The sequence below is a fragment of the Chryseolinea soli genome, assembly GCF_003589925.1.
Taxonomy (GTDB): domain Bacteria; phylum Bacteroidota; class Bacteroidia; order Cytophagales; family Cyclobacteriaceae; genus Chryseolinea; species Chryseolinea soli.
This window is the reverse complement of record NZ_CP032382.1, coordinates 7,619,857-7,637,035: the sequence shown is the minus strand read 5'-3', so window position 1 is coordinate 7,637,035 and position 17,179 is coordinate 7,619,857. Positions and strand designations below refer to the sequence as shown.

Genomic DNA, 17,179 nt, shown 5'->3' with positions numbered 1-17,179 from the left:
TAACGTTGTGACTTTTGTCACACTTTTTTATTGACAATTGTCATCGGTTCTCCCCAATTAAGGGTTGCAACTTTTGAGCTTGGCTTTTCTTGCGAATAGGGGCATTATTGATTATTTTACTGTTCGAGCCACTGGCTGGCTGAATGGATTTAATCCCAACGTTTTTACACTAAAGAATTTTACGTGTGGCTGCAAAAAGCCATATGCTTTCGTGATTCGCTTAACTCGATTTTTTTTCAACGAAGTACCTTAATAAAAGATGATTCTTGCAAACAAAGTTTTACTTATTGCTTTAGGGCGTAATCGATCAGTCTAAAATTAGAAGTCGAATAATTTATGTGCCGTAGACTTGCACTGCAAATTCTTTTCCTTACGTCATTCTTTGCTACAAAAGCTCAGACAATTCCTGCTGAGCAAACCAGTCGTCGAATACATGAATTGTCGCGTGCGCTGAAAGAAACCGGGACAGACTCAAGCAGGGCGAAACTTTTACTTGAGCTGGCGCTCTGTTACGTCTATAAGCCTGGCGAGTTCTCGGGTGATCTTGATTCAGCCAAACTATTAGTTAGTGAAGCTGAACAGATCAATGGACGATTGCATGATAAGAAAACAGAAGCGAGGGCGTACTTTGTTTACGCCGCTGCCCATCGTGAAAAAGGCGACCGCGCAAATGGAAAAGCGTACATCGAATCATCGCTGAAAATCTATGAATCGATTTCTGATCCGGCAAACATGGCGGAAGCCTGGGTTGAAAGATCTCGCTACTATTCGATATCGGAATCTGCTGCAGAAATCAAGGAAATGAGAAAATGCCTCGACAAGGCCCTCGCGCTTTTCAGGACTACAGGCAGCAGGCAAAGACAGGCAGATGTGTTAAAGGACTTAGGTGACCTGGACCAGATCCTTGGAAATGCAGAGCTTGCCATGAAAGAATTGAATGAAGCATTGAGTATTTATAAATCCGTTGGACACAAAAGTTTGCAGGGCATTTATGACCTCATGGGCTATATATTCGGAAAGAAAGGAGATTTACACGATGCTGTCCGGTTTGGCCTGCTGGCAGTAAAAACGGGAGAAGAGGTAAAAGACACAACACTCCAGATGTGTACTATCTATGTGCGACTTGCTGTCGCCTATGCGTACCTATCAGATTTTGATCAGGCGATACCCAATGCAAACAAAGCGTTGTCTATAGCTATTAAGTATAACGACCGATCATCCATACTGGTCTGCACGGAAATTAATTGTCTTTTTTATTCGCGGTTGGGAAAGGAGGCCGCGTCCATCGAGTCGATCCGCCAGGGGGAGGCTGCCCTTCAGAAACCGTGGAGCCGGTATGACAGTCTCCACCTTAACCTGTTTTACGTTATCACGTATGTTAGTTCCAAGAAATTCGAAAAGGCAAGGCCATACGTTGATGAGATGGAACGTCTGCTGAAAGGCATTCAAAAAGACGTCCTCACGTTCAGCACGTTTCATTTCCTGGTTACGTACTACCTGAATATCCGTCAATTTAACAAGGCAGAAACAACGATGTCCGATTACCTTTCGGTCCTTGTTCCAAACAATGGCAAGAGGCACATGGCGAGGGCTTATCTATTGAAATCACAACTTGACTCCGCGAGGGGGAATTTCAAGTCCGCGCTGGTGAACTATCAGTTGCATAAGAGTCTAACGGATTCCATACTAAACGAGGCGTCGACATTTCAGTTTGCTCAGATGGAGGTGGAACATGAAACTGAGAAAAAGGACAATGACATTAAGTTACTCAAGCAACAACAGATCATTCAGGAGGCAAGCCTTCAGCAGAGTCTCTTGCTTCGTAACATCGTTATTGGCGGTGTCGTTGCTCTCGCTCTGTTGTCAGTATTATTATATGGTCGCTATCGAACCAAACAAGGACTGTACAAGCAACTTCAGGCAAAACAGCAGGAGGTCAATGAGAAAAACGTTGAGTTGGAAAACCTGGTCGCGGATAAAGACGAATTGCTCATTCAAAAGGAATGGTTGGTGAGGGAAATCCATCACCGCGTGAAAAATAATCTGCAGATTGTTACCAGCTTGCTCACCAGTCAAATGGACTCTACGGAAAATGGAGCGGTCATGGACGCCATCAGGGAAAGCCGGAATAGAATAGAAGCTATTGCCATGATCCATCAAAGACTTTATAATACCAACAATTACGGTTCGATTATGATGCCGGCGTATGTTGTTGAACTTGTCGAGCATCTGCGTGAAGCATACGGAGCAGACGGCCGCATAGTATTCTCTTTGTTTGTGGATCCGATTTCACTGGATATTTCAGTTGCGCTGCCGGTAGGGCTGATCCTGAATGAAGCTATTTCGAATGCCATGAAACATGCCTTCCCCGGTGAAATACAGGGGACCATTGCCGTTCGCATTAACAAGGCTTTGGAAAATAAAGTAATCATTGAAGTGGAGGATGATGGAATCGGTTTTTCTGAAAAAGTGGACGGCGATAGTGTATCTTTTGGCATCCGGTTAATCAAGGGGCTTGCTTCCGATCTCTCCGGTGAAAGTCAAATGTTCAATGGCAAGGGCACGACAGTCCGCGTTGTATTTTCCATCGATGGGTTGCTCAAGCAAAACAGGTTGGTCGATACTACGCAATTATTTTAGAAACTATTAAAGAACGTCAGTATATGTCACTCAAAGTTTTGATCGTCGAAGACCAATTTCTCGAAGCCGACAGTCTTAGCATTATCCTGAAAAAGGAAGGATATGAAATCTATGGTATTGCCAAATCTGTTGAAGAAGCTATTGAGCTGATGGAGAAAAATAAACCTGATGTTGTTCTGGTCGATGTTTTTTTAAAGGGGAACCTTTCGGGTATTGATCTGGCCCGAACACTTGATAAGAAAAATATTCCTTTTATTTATCTGACAGCCAATTCCAATTCCATTACCATGGAGGAAGCGTTGGCGACAAAACCATTTGGGTTTCTCATCAAACCTTTTCGCGAACGTGAGATTCTGATGGCCCTTAACATAGCGATATATCGTCACCGAAAAGGTGTCGAGTTCACATCCTCACAACAGCATTGGCTAAGCCAGCTGCTGCAGGATATTAAAGAAATGAACGGTGCAAAATCAGAAAAAGTACAGTCTCTGGTTAAGGCATTAACGTCATTTCTGCCGTTCGATTTCGTCGTGGTAGACACTGATATCAATAAACCTGAAAGTGCTGTATATCGGTATCAACGGATTGGGTTTGATGAATACCTTCTGTTTGACTCATCCCGAGATCTTGATAGTAATGGTCAGCAATGGCCGAGTCTCATGGAGACGCGAAAGAAAAATAGGGAAAAGCGAACGCCTTTCTATCTAAACGGTGTAAGATATCGGGAGCATTGCAAGACCAATGCAGCAGAAGGAAAGATCATGGAGATTAAAGGCTTTGAATCGATGTTGTGGGCACCACTGTTGAAGCACTGGGACGTCGACATGTCGCTTGCATTTTATTGCTATAATACCGATGCCTATTCCTCGGAACATATTGAATTGATTGAATCCGTCCAGGAACTTCTGGCCGCTGTCATTGATAGTGTCAGGAAAAGTGAAGATGACCGGCATTCGCCACAAAAGCCGCTGCGTACAAAGCATCCGGGCCAGCTATTGAAACCCGAACTGGAGGGAATCATTGGCAGAAGTCCCAAGATGCTCGAGGCCCTTGACAAAGTATCGCAAGTTGCACCGTTTGATAATACCGTGCTCGTGATGGGTGAGACGGGTGTTGGAAAGGAAGGTTTGGTAAAAGCGTTGCATCAACTTTCAAATAGAAGGGGTAAACCTTTTGTTAAGGTAAATTGTGCGGCAATGCCTGTTAGCCTTGTGGAATCTGAATTATTTGGACATGAGAAAGGAGCGTTTACCGGTTCTGTAGAAACAAGACTCGGAAAATTTGAATTGGCTAACGGGGGGACGCTGTTCCTTGACGAAATCGGAGAGCTGCCATTGGAAGTCCAAAGTAAATTATTGAGAGCTATTCAGGAGAAAGAAATTGAACGGGTAGGCGGTCGAACGACCATAAAGACCGATGTGCGCATCATCGCCGCCACGAACCGGGATTTACTTCAGGAGATTGCTGATGGAAATTTCAGACTCGATTTATATTATCGTCTCAATGTGTTTCCGATAACACTTGTGCCCTTGAGGGAAAGAAAACAGGATATCCCTGCTCTGGCAAGCCATTTCCTGAAGATTATGGGGAAGGCATCAGGAAAAGACATCACGCTCAGTGCGTCGGCCTTGAAACAACTTCATAACTACAGCTGGCCGGGTAATATTAGAGAGTTGCAACACCTGATCGAACGACATGTGCTGCTCGCTAAAAGCTCCGTTATTGATTCATTTGAAATGCCCGAACAACTGCCTGGTGCCAGCTTCTCCCAGAGCTCAGATCCAAAAATAAAGACCTTTGATGAAATGGATAAGGAACACATCATTTCCGCGCTAAGAAGGTGTAATGGTAAAATTTCCGGGCAAGGTGGCGCAGGTCATTTGTTACAGCTTCGTCCCACAACACTACGATCCAAGATGAAGCGCTTGGGTATTACATGGCCCATTAAGTAAGGCTCGCTGTAAACCAGCAGAAGGGCTTAATCAAAATGCCACTTACTTTTAGTCGTCAAAATTGACGAAATATCGTCAGCGGCTACTCCTATCATCACACCAAACAGTTGACTTACAACTGCTTGGCTCCATGGCATGTCTCTTGTTGTTGCCTCGGGTAGGAATGATGAATAGCAAAAATCTTTTGTTGGAATATCTGGATGCTTTTTCTACGCCTGCCAAAGCAGCGGCGTTGTTTGCTCCCGACGGAGTCTTGGAAACTCCTTATCTGCAAACCATAAATATGCAGCCCCGGTTGGAAGGGCCAAGAGAAATTGAAAAGTTCTTGGCCTCGCTGATGGAGATGGTGCCGGATTGGAAATTCTCAAACATCAGATTATTGATGGCAGATAATGACCAGGTTGTTGCAGAATATGAAGTCCATGCCATGGCAACCCATACCAATCGGCCGTTTGATCAGTTGTTTTTTGGGAGGCTTGTAAAAGACGAACACGGCAAAATTAAACTGTTGCGGGAGGCACAAAATCTGGTGTGCACGGCACGGGCCTTGTTAAAAAATGGAGTGGACGATATTCCAAGAACGTGATAACGTGACCTATATCTACTTAGCCCTCGCAAAATGTATGACGTCCTGATCAAATATCTTAATGGTTTCACGGCGACTCCTCTGAAAGGATGGGAAATTGATTTGATCCAAAGCATCTTCACACCAAAGAAATTCAGGAAGAGGCAATACTTCTTGCAAGAGGGTGAGGTTTGCAAGATCACGGCCTTCATTGTGAAAGGTGCCATGCGCAAGTACCGTGTTGGTGAAAAAGGTGAGGAACATGTTATCCGGTTATACCTGGAAAACTGGTGGGCGTCGGACCGGGAAAGTCTGATAAAAGAAACTCCGTCAAGCTATTATATTGACGCCTGGGAAGACACCGAGTGCCTGGTGGTGACCAGGGCTGATTTATCCGACTTGGTGGATCGTATTCCAGTGATGACGAAATGGATATTAACACTTGATAACAACCATGCGATAGCTGCACAAAAAAGAATTGAAGCCGCCATCAGCTTATCATCCGGAGACCGCCTTCACCACTTTGAAGAAAACTACCCTGAATTCCTACAGCGCTTTCCTCAGCACATCATTGCGTCTTACCTAGGCATCAACCGTGAAACACTTAGCCGTATCAGGGCACGCGCTGCCAAAAAGTAAGATCCTTCACTGGCGCATTCAACCGCGATGTGATTTATATCACATATTTTTTTTGTCATTTGTCATCGCTATCTACCCGCCGCGGGTTGCAATTTTAACCTACGTCAACAGCAACTCGGCTATGTCTGGGAAAATCAAAAATAAGGTTCGGTTTCGCGTGCAAAGTAACGCTGCCTGGCAAGGTGAAATAAAGGTGCTGCACCTGTTGCCTAATGAATTCGCCAAAGCGATTGGACCAATTGTTTTCCTTGAACATGTTCTTTCCAGCAGGCAATCCTTCAGCAAGTCGCTCGAAGGAGTTCTTGGCGGAGGTTCTCGCCCTCACCGTGGCGTTGCAACATTAACATACATTCTGGCCGGTGAAGTTGAACATGCGGATAGCCTGGGCAATCACGAGAAGCTCAGCGCAGGTGGAGCACATTGGATGAAGGCTGGGAACGGCGTCTTGCGCGATGAAGGAGTACAACCGGAGTTCCAGTCTACCGCTCCCGATTTATCGATCGTCAAACTATGGATCAATCTGCCTTCACATCTTAAGTCTGAAGCGCCAGAATATTTTTCAATCTCTCCGGTTGAAATCGGCAGGCAGGAACTGGACGACAATGCCGGATGGATTAAAATCCTTGCAGGTGAGTACAAAAATTGCATTGCCAAAGTTCCCAGCTCCTCCAACGAGTTTCTATTTCACATCTGCTTGCAGGCAGGGAAGCAATTCTCGATAACCACTGACCAACGACTTGAATATGCTGCGTTCCTCCCGGCGAGTAGCGCCATTGCCAATGACGTCGAGTTCCAGGGAGGCGAAGTCCTTGCATTTACTCCCCTGGGAGAATTAATCGAAATAAGCAACGTCCGGAACACAGCAATTGATATCATTTTGTTTGGCGGTGAACCCTACAACGAGCCCATCGTAACAGAGGAAAATTTTGTGATGAATACGCCTCATGAAATCACGCAGGCCTACAACGACTACTATGATGGCAAATACGGACAGATTAACACGTAATAAATATCCATGTACAACCCTAAATATCAAGATCATGAGTACGCGTAGAAAATTCATCGGCAATATGATGCTGGCCTCAGCTGCAGCAATGGTTCCGCCCAACGTATTGGGCGGAACTTCTAAACCGTCGGAGCGCAAAGGGAAAAAACCGAGGAAATCGGATTATGATTTCATCATTGTCGGCGGTGGTTCAGCGGGAGCTGTTCTGGCCAGCCGACTGACCGAAAATGCTGATGTGAAAGTATTGCTGCTGGAAGCAGGGAAAGTGTTTGAGCCGGATGCATATCCGGAAATACTTGCCAACAGTAACATCGTCGGAGCAAATTTTGATCCTCAGTTTGAATGGGGCTACAAGACAGTACCTGGTTATATCGGTCATCCGATTCACGTGCTGCATGGAAAAGTACTGGGTGGAAGCTCGGCGATCAATGGTGCGGCTGCTGTTCGCGCACTGCCGAGTGACTTTAGTCGATGGACTTCCGCAGGAATAAAAGGATGGACCTGGAAAGAAGTCTTGCCATACTACAAGAAGATGGAGACTTCCACGGTGAAGAACAGCGAGTGGCATGGGTATTCCGGTCCTTTTCCGATTACCCAGTTGAGCAAGGAAGATATCACTCCAATGCAACTGGCATTCATCGGCGCAGCTGTTGAGAATGGCCTCAAGGAGATCAGTGACTTCAATGCTGGAGAGCAGCATGGAGTTGGTCCTTATCCGATGAACATCGTGAATGGTAAACGGATGAACACGGCGATGACCTACCTGAACAAGGATGTTAGAAAACGGAGCAATCTGACCATCCAGGGTGAGGCCATGATCGATAAGGTTCTTTTCGATGGGACAACGGCCACAGGTATTCAACTTACAGACGGCAAGCAATTCAAAGGAGATGAAATTATCCTTTCTGCCGGCACCTATGGTACAGCACCCATACTACTTCGCTCCGGAATTGGTCCGAAAAAACATTTGGACGAACTCTCTATCCCGGTCGTCGCCGAGTTGCCTGTCGGGGAGAATTTAGTGGATCATCCATTCTACTATAATGCGTATGCAACCGATCCGAATACGGTCGGTCGACAAACTCCAGTTATCGCCGCCAAAGTCTGGACAAAATCTTCTTCTGCCAAAGCCGGCGAGTTGGATATCCATATTACAGCGACCCATTTATTCCCCGCGGATCAAAGTCCTACGAAGGCTGGATTCGTGTTTGCCGTCGCGTTAACCAATCCGAAATCCCGGGGAACGATCAAACTGGCTTCAAAAGACCCCAACGCCGTGCCGGTCATCGACTTGAATTTTCTCTCCGAGGAGGAGGACCGCAAGCGACTGCTGGAAGGTGTACAACTGGCAAGAAAAATTTCAAAGTCGGAGAAGCTTAAGAAGTTGATCGTGAAAGAGCTCAACCCATGGGAGGCGCAAAACGAGGAGCAAGTAGCCGCGTCTGTGAAAAGTACAGTGGATAGTTACGCACATCCATTCTCTTCTGCACCGATGGGCGCAGCGGGCAGTAAGAATGCGGTAGTGGATTTCCAGGGAAAGGTCTATAAAGTAAAAGGACTCCGGGTGGTAGATGCCTCGATATTTCCCGATGCTGTATCCGCGGCTCCCAATCCCACCGTCATCATGATGGCGGAGAAAATCTCTGATCAGATAAAGAAATCACTCTAAGAGAAGTAAATAAATCTTATTCACAACTAAAAAAGTTATTGTCAAATGAAAACGTATCAATACTACGCGGGTGGCGCCTGGAGAGACGCCGAGAACGGTCGCACGTTCGATGACATGGAACCCTATAGCGGAAAGATCTTTGCAAAGATTGCAGCTGCTTCAAAAAAGGACATGAACTTTGCGCTAAAGGCTGCCGCCGACGCTTTCCCTGCGTGGGCCGCGACCACACCTGCACAAAGAGCAGAACTTTTATTCAAGGCCGCTGCTATTATAAAAAGAAGACGAACAGAAATTGCTGAGATCCTGGCGAAAGAAACCGGAAGCACTATTTCATTTGCAACCTTTCAGCAGGACCTGCTTGCAGGAACGCTTGAAATGGGAGCTGGATGGGCGTATGAAAACAAAGGAGAAGTTCTACAGTCAAATGTTCCCGGCTCATTTTCAATCGGCTTGCGTCGGCCTCTTGGCGTGGTGGCAAGTTTCACGCCGTGGAACGGAGCCAGCATACTATCCTGGCGTACAGTGATATCGCCGATTGTCGCCGGTAATACAGTTGTTGTAAAGCCTTCAGAGTTTGCACCGGTTTCAGCGGGACTTATGATTGCCGAGATCGCGCACGAAGCCGGCTTCCCTCCCGGTGTCATCAATGTGGTGACCCACGCACCTGGTGAGGCGGGACCGTTGTCCGATGAAATTTTTGAAAACCCTAACGTACGGGTCATCAACCTGATCGGTGGCGTTAAGACGGCCAGGTATCTTGCCGAGCGCGCCGGAAAAACATTAAAGAGAACGGTCCTTGAACTGGGTGGTTATAACCCGATGATTATCCTCGACGATGTTGATGTGGACGATGCAGTAAGGGCGGCGACATTCGGATCTTTCTTTCACCAGGGGCAGATCTGTATGAATACCAGGAAAATCATTATTCAACGAAAGATTTATAAGGAGTTCCTCGAGAAGTTTGTTGCCAGAACCAAGTCGTTGCCGTTTGGTGATCCGGAAGATCATAAGACAATCATTGGTCCGCTCATCCATCAGGCGGCAATCAAGTTGACCGACGATCGTGTGAAAGATGCCGTCAGCAAAGGAGCAAAGGTGATGGCCGGCGGGAAGTCTGATGGCCCGATCTACCATCCCACCATTCTGATCGATGTTCCCTACGATGCCATCGTATCGAATGAAGAAACGTTCGGCCCGATCGTGATTGTGGAGCCCGTTGATACGGTTGAAGAAGCAGCCGCCGTAGCAAACCGTACATCCTATGGCTTGGTATCATCGATCTTTACAAAAGACACCTACAAGGCGTTTGAGCTGGCACCAAAGATCCTGCATGGCGTAGTAAACATCAATTCGCCGACGGTAAATGAGGAAACACATGCGCCGATGGGCGGTGTCAAAGACAGCGGCTGGGGACGTACCGGTCCACACAGCATCGAGGATTTCACGGACCTCATATGGGTCAACTCCCGAAGCACGCAACGTCAGTATCCTTTTTAATCAGTTTTTAAATCACGACAACGAAATGTACAAAGTACCGGCCGTCGGGCTTTGTACATTTTTAAACCTACCACCGTGGCATTGACTATTGACACCCACCATCACATGTTGCCGGATTTTTTCTATGAGGCAACAAACGAAACAGAACATCCTGTTGGCGGTCTTAAACCGCAGAAATGGACGCCGGAAACTTCGCTGTCCTTTATGGACGAAGCGGGGATTGACGTGGCTATCCTTTCGACAAGTACACCGGGCATTCAGTTGTCCGATCAAGTGGCGGGGCGCGAGCTTGCAAGGAGATGCAATGAACTTGCCGCCTCCCTTATCGCCCAGTATCCCAAACGTTTCGGTGCGTTCGCAAGCGTAGCCATGCCAAACATCCATGACGCGATCGAGGAGGTACGATATGCTCTTGATGTGCTCAAGCTGGATGGTGTCGTTTTATTCACCAATTCTCTTGGTGTTTACCTTGGTGACCCAACCGTCAGGCCGTTGTTTGATGAACTGCAGAAACGAAAGGCTGTCGTCTATGTACATCCAAATCCTTCTCCAGATCCCATTGCCCATAGCCTTGGCCTTGCGGATAATCTGATCGATTTTCCGACGGATACTACCAGGACAATTGCTCAGCTACACTATGGGGGAACCTTTGCGGCCACACCTGATGTCAAGTACATCTTCTCGCATGCCGGTGGAACAATCCCGTACCTCGCGCATAGACTGTCCATAGTTGACGAGATGAAAGTCATGGGCGACAGCTCCAAGACTGGAACGATCAGCGAGTCCTTCAAGAGAATATACTGGGATACCGCCCTGGCCTGGTCCGATCCGATACTGCACACGCTCCGCCAAATCGCCGGGATAAGCAAGGTGGTCTATGGCACGGATTTCCCTTACCTGCGAAGAGACCTCGCTGTAAAAAGCAAAATCCAAGTTGCAGGAAGCGCCGAACTGTCAGACGATGAAAGAAAACAAGTATTGGGTGGCAACGCGCTCAGCCTGTTCCCGAGACTCAAATCTTTATACAATCAAAAATAATTCAACCGGCTCTGGTCGGATCCAAAGCGCCATTAAACAACAATTCTAAAATCAAGAAAACATGAAAAAAATGTCAAATGAGCAAGTAGTTCGCGAAGCATACAGAGCTGCTGAAGTGAAGGATACAAAAGCATTTGTTTCTCTATTTACAAGTGATGGTTATTTCTGGGATGTATCAGCAGGGCAGAAATATTATGGAAACGATATTGGGAAAACCGTTGACGTGTACGCGAAAGCATTTCCCGATATGCACCGCGAGCTTTTGAAGTTCATCGTTAAAGATGATGAGGATGTGGTCATCGTCGAACTGAATCTACAAGGCACGCACAACGGTCCCCTTGCCCTCCCTGCTGGCAGTATCCCTGCGACGAAGAATAAAATGAATGCGCCTTGCTGTGATGTTTGGTATCTGGAGAACGGAAAGATAAAGGCATTTCACTGTTACAACGCTGGAACAATAATATTCGCTCAGTTAGGGGTTTTGACAAACCTTGGCGCAGCTATCAAATAGTAATCTCGACAAACCATGACAACAGGAAAAACACACGAGGGAAAAGTCGCTCTGGTAACAGGCGCTGGTCAGGGTATCGGACAGGCAATCGCGGTAGCGCTTGGCGAGCGGGGAGCAAGCGTTATCGCAACAGACCTTGCTATCCCGCAGGAGACTGTAAGCAAGATTGGTTCCACCGCACGCGGATTTCAACTAGACGTCACAAAGGAGGAGGATTGGAACGCTGTGCTCACCAAAAGTCAGGACTGGGGTGGTGTTGACATCGTTGTGAACAATGCCGGTTACTTCCCAAACCGTCCTATAGATGAACTGGATCTCGCGACCTGGAGGAAAACGATCACAACAAATCTTGATTCTCATTTTTTGAGTGTAAAATATTTCTTGCCTGCAATGCGGAAGAAGAAATGGGGCCGCTTCGTGGGCATATCGTCCAATATGGTTGGGCTTGCCATACCAGGCATGAGCCACTACATCGCGACAAAAATGGGAATCATCGGATTCATGCGAGGACTGGCGAATGATGTGGCAGACGATGGCATCACGGCAAATGCTGTATTGCCAGGTCTCACGGAAACATTGGCTACCGCGCAACAGCCTGATGAGATGAAGCGCTCGGTATGGGAGCAACAAGCTATAAAGCGCCTGGGAAAACCGAATGATATCACGGGAGCCGTTTTGTTTTTAACGAGCAATGACGCTTCATTCATTACAGGTCAGGCAATTGTCGTCGATGGCGGCCAGTATCGGATTGGCTAGTAGAGCGAGGGAAGTTTATAACTATAACCAATTAAAGAAATGGAAAACAAGCAAACAGCAGTTCAGCTGCTTCGAAAAAGTTTAGACAGGTTTCTTGCAAAAGACATGAAGGGATGGTCGGAGTTGTGCGATGAAAATGTAGTCGCGGAATTTCCTTTTGCCCCTGAAGGCTCGCCCTCCAGAATTGAAGGTCGTGTCGCGCTGTATGAATATTTGAAGAACTATCCAAGTTTCATCGATGTCCGCAAGCTTCCAACTTTGAAGGCCTATGCAACCGATGATCCAAACGTTGCTATTGCGGAATGGAGTGCATCCGGTGTTGTCATTGGCAACGGAAATCCTTATGAAATGAGTTATGCCACTTTTGTGACATTTCGTGATGGTCGTATTCTGGTCTATCGCGAGTACTGGAATCCAATAGCATTCCTGGCAGCCATGGCTGGCAATCGATTCGATGAGTAATGGACTGAAACGTCTATGAGTTTCAATCATCAAAACAGAATACAGGTGTTTGGCATCCTTATAAAGAAAAGATCGGGCAGGCATTATAGAGCGAAGCTTTTGTTTCAATACTGATACCGTCTCCGATTAATAAACATTAAAATTATCGATACGAAATGGCTTCGAAGAACGCTGAAAATGAATCTGGGAAAGGCCAGGAGGCACACTCAGGATCCCAGTCAAGAATTCCGACATCGAAAAGACTTGAGGGGAAAGTCTGCATTATCACGGGGACCGGTGGAAGCATGGGGCGTGCAGCAGCCTTGACGTTTGCACGAGAGGGCGCTTTGGTTGTAGGGTGTGATGTTCAAAGTGATACCGCACAGGCTACTGTTGAAGCTGTACAAGGCACGGGGGGAACAATGGTCTCCCTGCAGCCATGCCACCTGAGTGAGTCAGCCGACTGTCAGGCGCTGGTTGATTTTGCCCTTCGCAGCTTTGGTCGAATCGACGTACTTTTTAATAATGCAGCCATGGCTTCCTTCAACTGGCTCGAAGACATTTCTGACGAGGAGTGGAGTAGCAATCGCCGGAATGAAGTGGACCTTGTTTTCTATCTCACACGCGCCGCCTGGCCACACTTAAAGGCAAGCCGCGGTGTAGTCGTGAACAACGCTTCTCTCAATGCGCTGCTAAGTTTCAAGACGTTGCCCAGCCTTGCGCATACAACAGCCAAAGCCGGTATTATCGGCATGACCCGACAGCTTGCCATGGAAGGCAGAGAGTATGGGATCAGGGCTAACTCGATTTCGCCTGGAGTGATTGAAACCAACCAGACCAGAGAGCAATTGAAAGATCCGGAATGGGCTGGCTATATGCTTGGAAAGACATTGCTGGGTCGTCTCGGCCGGCCGGAGGAAGTAGCAAACGTTGCTTTATTCCTGGCGTGTGATGACAGTTAATATGTCACAGGAACAAACATCGTCGTCGACGGCGGAATGAAGGTTTGGTAGTCACTGCAGGAAAAATTTAAAAATGCATCATGGGAACAACGAATAAAATAGCGCTCATCACGGGAGGAAGCCGCGGTCTCGGGAGGAATATGGCCATCAGCCTTGCTAAAAAAGGAATTGATATCTTGTTCACCTACAACAATAGCAAAGAAGAAGCAGACAGGGTCGTCGCGGCAATTCAATTGCAAGGACAAAAAGCAAAAGCATTTCAACTCAATACAAAGGATATAAAATCATTTGATGGATTTTTTAAGGAAGTAGCCACCTATTTAGAAAAGCAAACAGGCGAGCCGAATTTTGATTTTCTCATTAACAACGCGGGAACCGGTTTATACACGCCTTTTGCCGAAACCAAGGAAGAAGACTTTGATTCCATCATGAACATTCACTTCAAAGGCGTATTCTTCCTTACACAAAGGGCCCTCCCGTTAATAAATAACGGGGGAAGGATCATCAACATCTCTACGGGCCTTGCGCGTTTCACTTTTCCGGGTTACTCCGCCTACGGTTCTGTGAAAGGGGCTATCGAAGTATTAACAAGATACCTCGCAAAAGAACTTGGCCCTCGTGGTATTGCTGTCAATGCAGTAGCACCCGGGGCTATCGAAACTGATTTCGGTGGAGGACAGGTAAGAGACAACAGGGAACTGAATACGCGCATGGCCAGTGTCACCGCACTGGGACGTGTAGGACTGCCCGATGATATTGGCGGGGTGGTCGCATTCTTGTGCAGCGAAGAAGCAAGATGGATCAATGGGCAGCGAATTGAAGTGTCGGGTGGAATGAATCTGTAGCTCGAGAGAGAAGCAGCCGAATGGGCAACGGTACAATAAATTAATCATAAACGTAATCACTATGAACGATCAGGAAAGGATTGCTATCGCGCGCGAATACTTCATCAGGGCCGACCAAGGACGAGCTGACGTGCTTGATCTATTGGAGGAGGATGCAGAGATTTATTTCCCAAAGTTCGGCATCGGACAGGGGAGACAATCGCTATTTGAAATGGTTAAGGGGTTTGAAGGCGCATTGGAAAGTATTCAGCACGACTATGACACGTTGACGTTTATTCCTTCTGGAGACTACGTGGTGGTTGAGGGCACTTCACATGGCAAAATGTCTGGCAAGTCATGGGCAGGAGGTAAGACACCGGGTGGACGTTTTTGTAACGTGTTTAAATTTCGCAACCAGCGAATCGTTAGTATACACATCTATCTTGATCCTGACTATATCGGTGAGGATGAAGCCAGGTTCAGATGGGGTAAGAACCGCACATGGTGAGCAGTGGGCTTTGCCCAGTGGATAACCAGGACGGGAGCAGTTACGCCGTCAAGTTTGACCTGACTTTATAAGTGCTATTGATATGGAAATTGGAATAGACAGCTTTGTGGCAAGAAAATCAAATGAAAAACAATCACGTGGTCAAAGTGATGCCAAGGCGATTGCTGAGCAGTTGGAAAGAATCAAACTGGCCGACGAGGTCGGCCTTGATGTATTTGGAATTGGCGAACACCATCGACATGAATTTTTAGACTCAGCGACTGCCGTTATACTGGGGGCTGCTGCAGCCATCACAAAAAGGATCAAGTTGACCAGTGCCGTTACCGTGCTAAGCGCTGCCGATCCTGTTAGAGTCTTCGAGCAATTTGCAACCCTTGATCTGATATCGAATGGACGAGCGGAGATCGTTGCCGGGAGAGGTTCATTCATAGAGGCGTTCCCGCTCTTCGGATTCGACGTCGCCGATTACGATGCGTTGTACGCTGAGAAGTTGAACCTGTTGCTGACCATCAACAAGAACGAAAAGGTGACCTGGAGTGGCAAGTTCAGACCGGCGTTACATGACCAGGGAATATACCCTCGACCTTTTCGAAATTCACTGCCGATTTGGATGGGCGTTGGAGGTACACCGGCATCTTTTAAAAGAGCTGGGGTGCTTGGACTTCCCTTGGCGGTTGCTGTCATTGGAGGACAAACGCATCGTTTTAGATCTTTGGTCGATCTGTACCGAGAGAGTTATATGGCTGCCGGTCATGACCCTTCAAATATGAAGGTCGCCTTGCATTCATTGGGTTATGTAGGAGAGCACACACCTGACACCATTGAGGAATATTATCCAGGCTATGCAGAAGTTTTTACCACGATAGGCCGCGAAAGAGGATGGCCTCCGATAACACGCGAACGCTTCAATGGAATGATTGGTCCTGAGGGGGCGATTGTAATCGGTGACCCGGCAAATGCGGCGGCGAAGATCATTCAACATAGCCAAGCGTTAGGAGGTATCAGCCGTTTTACTTTTCAAATGGACAACGCCAACCTGGCACAAATGCAAATGATGAAGAGTATTGAGTTGATCGGAACCCGAGTTATACCAATCGTCAAAAAGTTCTTAGGTCCCTGACCTTTCCTTTAGTTGACTTTCATGTGGTCGCGTTTAGATGCCATCACATTTGAAGCGTATTGTGATGTTTGTCACGCTAATTTTTTGCCTTTAGTCACGAGTGCTCACCATTTTTTATTTCCAATTTTCTTTAAAAGAAAGAAACGAAGACAGGACAAACGTTTTGGTCCTTGTCTAGTCAGAATTAATTGAATACTATGGACATAAAAATTAAGGAAACTCGTTCCGGGTTTGACAAATTAGGAGGACGCTATGGAGCGGCAGATAATGTTTGGATGGGAAAACAAAAAATCAAAGGCACACCTTGCCATTGGTTCTTCAAAGAGGGCGCCAAATCTGACGTCAGTGTAATGATATATTTACATGGAGGATGTTATGCCGTAGGCTCGATTAAGTCTCACCAGGCGCTTGTGTCTCATCTTTCAGCCCAACTGGATGCCACTATTCTTTTCGTTGACTACAGTCTGGCGCCGGAGCACCCTTTTCCCACGGCTGTAAACGAAGTCTTGAACGTTTACAATTACTTAGTCGATGAACTCCGCATCCAAAACATATCTTTTGTGGGGGATAGCGCCGGAGGGGGATTGACGGCGTCTGTTGTGTCTATCTTAAACCGGGAAAAAAGAACCCGTAACCTAAGGGACATCGTCATGATTTCACCTTGGATTGACCTAAGGAACAATGGCGATTCAATAGAGGGTAATAGAAGCATAGACCCGGTTTTAACCAAGGAAAGCTTAGACTATTTTACGTCACTGTATGTCGGGAATAAGAATTTGGCAGAAGTGAACCCGATGGAAACGTTGTATGGGACTTTCCCACCAACGCTGATTATGGTGGGTTCGAACGAGATCTTGCTAGACGATAGTAAAACAATATTTTCAAGAATTGTTGCTAGTCAGCCTTTAGCCAAATTGAAAATCTACCAGGGTCAGACGCATGTATGGTTAATGGACAACATTCAAAGTGAATCGGCCGTACGGGCGATCAACGACATAAGAAGTTTTTTAACCTAGCGTAAAGAAGATTGATAAGTTTTGACAAACTGAAC

At 46.8% G+C, this 17,179-nt stretch carries 16 protein-coding genes; all 16 read left to right on the top strand.

Annotated features, from left to right (window positions below; genetic code table 11):
- Positions 1-336 precede the first annotated feature (336 nt).
- The 16 genes from D4L85_RS31765 to D4L85_RS31690 all read left to right on the top strand — a co-directional run bounded on the left by D4L85_RS31765 (position 337) and on the right by D4L85_RS31690 (position 17,144).
- The gene (locus D4L85_RS31765) at positions 337-2,640 is read left to right on the top strand and encodes a tetratricopeptide repeat-containing sensor histidine kinase (RefSeq protein ID WP_119758132.1); all 2,304 of its coding nucleotides are present in this window, start codon (positions 337-339) and stop codon (positions 2,638-2,640) included.
- 23 nt (positions 2,641-2,663) lie between these two features.
- Entirely contained in the window at positions 2,664-4,592 is a 1,929-nt protein-coding gene (locus D4L85_RS31760) for a sigma 54-interacting transcriptional regulator (protein WP_119758131.1), read from the top strand.
- A gap of 163 nt (positions 4,593-4,755) precedes the next feature.
- Positions 4,756-5,178: a nuclear transport factor 2 family protein gene (locus D4L85_RS31755; RefSeq protein ID WP_119758130.1), complete on the top strand. Its 423-nt coding sequence runs from the start codon at positions 4,756-4,758 to the stop codon at positions 5,176-5,178.
- 33 nt (positions 5,179-5,211) lie between these two features.
- Positions 5,212-5,796: a Crp/Fnr family transcriptional regulator gene (locus tag D4L85_RS31750; protein WP_119758129.1), complete on the top strand. Its 585-nt coding sequence runs from the start codon at positions 5,212-5,214 to the stop codon at positions 5,794-5,796.
- Positions 5,797-5,848: 52 nt separating this feature from the next.
- Positions 5,849-6,802, top strand: coding sequence for a pirin family protein (locus tag D4L85_RS31745; protein WP_160144126.1), 954 nt, complete (start codon positions 5,849-5,851; stop codon positions 6,800-6,802).
- 34 nt (positions 6,803-6,836) lie between these two features.
- A complete protein-coding gene (locus D4L85_RS31740) occupies positions 6,837-8,471 on the top strand; it encodes a GMC family oxidoreductase (protein ID WP_119758127.1) in 1,635 nt (544 codons plus the stop codon).
- Between the two features lie 45 nt (positions 8,472-8,516).
- Positions 8,517-9,968: an aldehyde dehydrogenase family protein gene (locus D4L85_RS31735; RefSeq protein ID WP_119758126.1), complete on the top strand. Its 1,452-nt coding sequence runs from the start codon at positions 8,517-8,519 to the stop codon at positions 9,966-9,968.
- Between the two features lie 75 nt (positions 9,969-10,043).
- Positions 10,044-11,006 carry an amidohydrolase family protein gene (locus D4L85_RS31730; RefSeq protein ID WP_160144125.1) on the top strand — a complete coding sequence of 321 codons (963 nt, stop codon included), beginning with the start codon at positions 10,044-10,046 and terminating at the stop codon, positions 11,004-11,006.
- A gap of 61 nt (positions 11,007-11,067) precedes the next feature.
- A complete protein-coding gene (locus D4L85_RS31725) occupies positions 11,068-11,517 on the top strand; it encodes a nuclear transport factor 2 family protein (protein ID WP_228450694.1) in 450 nt (149 codons plus the stop codon).
- A 15-nt stretch (positions 11,518-11,532) separates the two neighbouring features.
- Positions 11,533-12,273, top strand: coding sequence for an SDR family NAD(P)-dependent oxidoreductase (locus D4L85_RS31720; RefSeq protein ID WP_119758124.1), 741 nt, complete (start codon positions 11,533-11,535; stop codon positions 12,271-12,273).
- A 39-nt stretch (positions 12,274-12,312) separates the two neighbouring features.
- Complete coding sequence (locus D4L85_RS31715) at positions 12,313-12,735, top strand: nuclear transport factor 2 family protein (RefSeq protein WP_119758123.1); 423 nt, start codon at positions 12,313-12,315, stop codon at positions 12,733-12,735.
- A 155-nt stretch (positions 12,736-12,890) separates the two neighbouring features.
- Positions 12,891-13,676 carry an SDR family NAD(P)-dependent oxidoreductase gene (locus D4L85_RS31710; protein ID WP_119758122.1) on the top strand — a complete coding sequence of 262 codons (786 nt, stop codon included), beginning with the start codon at positions 12,891-12,893 and terminating at the stop codon, positions 13,674-13,676.
- An 80-nt stretch (positions 13,677-13,756) separates the two neighbouring features.
- The gene (locus tag D4L85_RS31705; protein WP_119758121.1) at positions 13,757-14,521 is read left to right on the top strand and encodes an SDR family NAD(P)-dependent oxidoreductase; all 765 of its coding nucleotides are present in this window, start codon (positions 13,757-13,759) and stop codon (positions 14,519-14,521) included.
- Between the two features lie 61 nt (positions 14,522-14,582).
- Positions 14,583-15,008: a nuclear transport factor 2 family protein gene (locus D4L85_RS31700; protein ID WP_119758120.1), complete on the top strand. Its 426-nt coding sequence runs from the start codon at positions 14,583-14,585 to the stop codon at positions 15,006-15,008.
- Positions 15,009-15,090: 82 nt separating this feature from the next.
- Positions 15,091-16,128, top strand: coding sequence for an LLM class flavin-dependent oxidoreductase (locus tag D4L85_RS31695; protein ID WP_119758119.1), 1,038 nt, complete (start codon positions 15,091-15,093; stop codon positions 16,126-16,128).
- A gap of 197 nt (positions 16,129-16,325) precedes the next feature.
- Complete coding sequence (locus tag D4L85_RS31690; protein WP_119758118.1) at positions 16,326-17,144, top strand: alpha/beta hydrolase; 819 nt, start codon at positions 16,326-16,328, stop codon at positions 17,142-17,144.
- The last annotated feature ends 35 nt before the right edge of the window (positions 17,145-17,179 follow it).

Bases quoted from the DNA above. Each gene is read 5' to 3' on its own strand.
- D4L85_RS31765 (WP_119758132.1), top strand. From the start codon at position 337: ATGTGCCGTAGACTTGCACTGCAAATTCTTTTCCTTACGTCATTCTTT.
- D4L85_RS31760 (WP_119758131.1), top strand. From the start codon at position 2,664: ATGTCACTCAAAGTTTTGATCGTCGAAGACCAATTTCTCGAAGCCGAC.
- D4L85_RS31755 (WP_119758130.1), top strand. From the start codon at position 4,756: ATGATGAATAGCAAAAATCTTTTGTTGGAATATCTGGATGCTTTTTCT.
- D4L85_RS31750 (WP_119758129.1), top strand. From the start codon at position 5,212: ATGTATGACGTCCTGATCAAATATCTTAATGGTTTCACGGCGACTCCT.
- D4L85_RS31740 (WP_119758127.1), top strand. From the start codon at position 6,837: ATGAGTACGCGTAGAAAATTCATCGGCAATATGATGCTGGCCTCAGCT.
- D4L85_RS31735 (WP_119758126.1), top strand. From the start codon at position 8,517: ATGAAAACGTATCAATACTACGCGGGTGGCGCCTGGAGAGACGCCGAG.
- D4L85_RS31725 (WP_228450694.1), top strand. From the start codon at position 11,068: ATGAAAAAAATGTCAAATGAGCAAGTAGTTCGCGAAGCATACAGAGCT.
- D4L85_RS31720 (WP_119758124.1), top strand. From the start codon at position 11,533: ATGACAACAGGAAAAACACACGAGGGAAAAGTCGCTCTGGTAACAGGC.
- D4L85_RS31715 (WP_119758123.1), top strand. From the start codon at position 12,313: ATGGAAAACAAGCAAACAGCAGTTCAGCTGCTTCGAAAAAGTTTAGAC.
- D4L85_RS31710 (WP_119758122.1), top strand. From the start codon at position 12,891: ATGGCTTCGAAGAACGCTGAAAATGAATCTGGGAAAGGCCAGGAGGCA.
- D4L85_RS31705 (WP_119758121.1), top strand. From the start codon at position 13,757: ATGGGAACAACGAATAAAATAGCGCTCATCACGGGAGGAAGCCGCGGT.
- D4L85_RS31700 (WP_119758120.1), top strand. From the start codon at position 14,583: ATGAACGATCAGGAAAGGATTGCTATCGCGCGCGAATACTTCATCAGG.
- D4L85_RS31695 (WP_119758119.1), top strand. From the start codon at position 15,091: ATGGAAATTGGAATAGACAGCTTTGTGGCAAGAAAATCAAATGAAAAA.
- D4L85_RS31690 (WP_119758118.1), top strand. From the start codon at position 16,326: ATGGACATAAAAATTAAGGAAACTCGTTCCGGGTTTGACAAATTAGGA.